At 66.0% G+C, this 3,523-nt stretch carries 2 protein-coding genes; both read right to left on the reverse strand.

What is annotated here, in order from left to right; all coding sequences use genetic code 11:
• Window positions 1-403: 403 nt before the first annotated feature.
• Window positions 404-1,528 (reverse strand): Wadjet anti-phage system protein JetD domain-containing protein, encoded by a 1,125-nt coding sequence (locus AB0M56_RS50410; RefSeq protein WP_364190762.1) that lies wholly within the window; start codon window positions 1,526-1,528, stop codon window positions 404-406.
• A 150-nt stretch (window positions 1,529-1,678) separates the two neighbouring features.
• A complete protein-coding gene (locus AB0M56_RS50415; protein WP_364190765.1) occupies window positions 1,679-3,424 on the reverse strand; it encodes a hypothetical protein in 1,746 nt (581 codons plus the stop codon).
• Window positions 3,425-3,523 lie beyond the last annotated feature (99 nt).

A 3,523-nucleotide genomic window follows, 5' to 3' on the forward strand; every position in this document is an offset into this window, starting at 1 on the left:
CCGCTCACGCAGCTCGTCGCTGTACTTCTTCGGTGCCGGCATGCTCTGCATCCTCCCTGAGATCAGAGCCTGCACAGAACCCGGGGCGCATCAGGATCTTCCTGTTACGTTCTCCGAGGAAGACGTCCGGATCAGTCCTGTGGTGCGGTGTCGTAGAGAGACTGAATAGTGTGACCTGCTCGTCGTGGTACCGGGTGAGGCTGCCGGCGCCGGGAGCGGTCTGGTCGCCGCTGCGGCCGCCGAGTTCGTGCCGTCGTTTGACAGCGTTGGCTCCGTCAGGACGGCAGCTGTAAGATGCGGGCAGTTCGATTAGCGACCTTTGAGGTCTGTGTCGGCGAGTGGCTTGGATCCACAAGGTGATGTCACAGTCCTGCATGTGGCGGTGCATCTTTCGCTGGCCGCTTCAGATCAGGTCAGCGTGCCAGCTCGTAGTGCGGGCAAGGTGTCGGTAGCCTACCCATTCCTGGGCGATGCGGCGACGTTCGGTGAGCAGCCGGATGGCAGCATCACGGTGTTCGATGGGAAGCCACGTGGCCAGTTGGCGTGCACGGCTCTCGTTCGCGGCTCTGTCGGCGGCTCGCCAGCTGCGGCCGATCGCGAACAACTCCGTGTAGAGATTCACCGCAGGGGTGACGGACGGCAAGCCGCCGGCGAGCGCGGTGCGCCGGGCGGAGTCTGGAATGCGAAGACCGGACAGGTCGACGTCGCCGAAGTACCGGATTCGGCGGATCTCGTGGTTGTCGGTGATCGACCGGATCGACGACGTGAAGCTGGCACCGAGTCCCCAGGCGATGTGCCCGACGTTGTGCCGTGCGGGTAGGGCCTTCACAATCGACCACCAGGTCGCGCTGTTCTCGACGACGAGCAGCAGGTCACCGTCGCCGACCCGAGTGAGCTGGTTGGGTACCGCCTCTTCGAGCGGCTGTTTGCTCAGCAGCGGTGGCGGTGTCGCAGCGGCGTGTAGTACGCGCAGGAGACGTTCCTGATCACTGAACAGCGGCCCGCTACGTATTTCGTCGAGGGCCTTCTCGGGTGAGTCGTAGTCTTGCTCGCTGCCGTACGCCCCGAAGATCTCCAGGGAGCGTTCCCGCAGGGGGACCTCGGTGGTGTCAGGTTTACCCATCAGCCACTGGTTGATTGCCACGTACCGGACACGCTGGTGATCCGTGGCCGCCGGCCAAGCGTCCTCCAGGTCGTACAGAGACCGGTGCCACCGGGGCATTGGGGGGATGGTTTTCGGGGCCTTCACTACCGTCGGCACGAGCTTGATTTTCTGCGGCAGTTCCACCTTTTCGAGGTCGGTGGCTTTGACGAGCACGATCTGCCCGCAGTCGGAGAGGACCGAAAGGGCCGCTCGCAGTGTGGCCGCGATTCCGCCGTCACCCTCGCGGTGCTCGAAGACGGCACTGAAGCACCGGCGTACTTCATCTATGGGCACCACCTTGTGCGTGGCGCCAGGCCAGGTCCCGGCCCAATCGAGTAGCTCCTCGTAGAGGGCATCGGCAAGGCGTTCAATTCGCTTTGTCATCGCGCCGTTTCGGGAGAGTGATCCTGGTTGCGGTGAGCACGCCGGTGTCGGTCGGTTGCGGGAGCGAGTCGAGGTACGGGACGACCCGCTCGTGCACCGACAGGTACTTGCGCCCGGCGCGCAGGTCCGCGTCGTTACGCAGCCGGATGATCAGCGGAAAGCCCGCCAGGGCCTCTTCTTCGAAGAGACCGGTGGGTAGACGAGCTGGACACCAAGCGTATTGGCCACGCTCCGTTGCAAGTCCAGCAGATAGCTGGCCGAAGCCCGGCCAATGGGGTTGTCCAGGAAGAGGACGCCTGAATGGTGGCGGCGGACCTTCCCTTGGTCGTTGGCGCGCAGCGCGGCCAGGGTGCAGTAAAGGATGATGGCCGCGGTGAGATGCTGACCGCCGGAGAACACGTCGCGCACATCGGAGATCCGGACACGTTCGGTCCGCAGCACGGCGTCCGGCTTGAGCATCGTCACCGTGAACCCCCTGGGGACCGCGGCCCGGACAGCCCGCAGCACTACGGTCAGGCCGTCGCATTTCTTGGTCTTGGCGTGGTGCTCCACCGCTTCGTCGAGGACTCCGCCCAGATGGTGGGTGAGCAGTTCGCCGTCTGCCGCTGCGTAGCCAATGCGGAGGAACTCCGAGCCGGACCAATCCCCGAGTCCGTCCGGGAGTTTGGACAGCCGCTGTGCCGTTCGCAGCCGGCGCAGTGCGCCGTCGACGATCGCGCTCAGCCGCTCGAGGATGGCGGCCCGGTGCCGGCCTATTTGGGCCAGGTCGTCGGCCAGCGACCGCAGCCGCGGACGCAGCTGCCGGGCCCAGTCGGCCGCGTGCTCGGCCAGAACTGTGACACCGACCCCCTGGATCTGCGTCCGCGCCGGGATCGCCAGGGTCTCGAACCGGCTGTCCCCGGCGCACTGGGTGACGCGTTCCGCCCGCTTGAGTAGCTCGCGCTGCGCGGCCTGTGAGTCTTTCGACGCTTGCACCGCGGCTCGGCGCAGCTCGCGGTACCGGTTGTGCGCGGCTTCCTTGTCACCTATGAACGGCTCGACGTCCGCGGTATCCGCGTCGGGTGCGTCGTCCGAGGCCGCGTCGTGCATCTCGACGAGTTGCTTGAAAGCCTCGGCGGTCGCCTTGGCGTTGGTCAACTCGCCCTTGGCCGCTTCCAGCCGCGCGGCACCATGCCGATGGGTCTCTTCGGCATCGCTCACCGTGCGGCCAGCTTCGGCCACCAGCTGATCGCCGTGCAGCGCGTCCTGCGGTAGGCGCGACTCGTCCAGGAGGACCGTTGGTTTCGGAAGCTGCTCAAGACGTGCGCGGCAGTTCGCGGTCTCGGTGATCGCGTCCTCGTGGGTTGTCTTCGCGGTTTCCAGCCCTGCCGTGGCCCTCGCGATCGCGGCGTCGCGTGAGGCGGTATCGGACCCGTCGGTGGATGCGAGCAGTCGCCGGGCGAGTTCACGGATGTCGGCGGGTTCGGCCTCCCACGCTCGACGCCTCTCGTCCGCCTTGGATTCCGCGTGCTGGAGGTCCTTGAGCTGGTCGTCGCCGACCTCGGCCTTGTCGTAGACGCGCTGCGCGTCGGCCAGGAAGGTACGCAGCACGGCGACGGGGTGTTCGGGGATGGGATCGGCGCGGTCGGCCGTGCTGCCGCTGGGTAGTCCGTCGACCTCACTTTGCGCACGGACCGCGATGGTCCGCCGATTCGCGGCCAGAATACGGTTCGCTTGAATGTCTTCGCGCAGTTTCTCGAGAATCCCGTAGAGCGATTCCGCTCGCGTTTTTTGGGCTTCGGCGGCTTCTCGAGCGCGTCCGGCATCCAGTCTCCAGCCGGCTGCTTCGCGGCTCTGGCGCAACAGCTCGGTGAGCCTGCGCGACCGCTCGGTGAGCTGCTCGAGCGCCCGGCGCATGCTACCTAGTGGTCTGTGTTTGAAGTGGTCTGACGGTTGGACTTCTTGAGGATCTCGTCGGCGGTTTTGGTCCAGATGAAGGGGTGGCAGCGTTCGTTC

Origin of the sequence: Amycolatopsis sp. NPDC051372 (assembly GCF_040682095.1) — a bacterium.
Taxonomy (GTDB): Bacteria; Actinomycetota; Actinomycetes; order Mycobacteriales; family Pseudonocardiaceae; genus Amycolatopsis.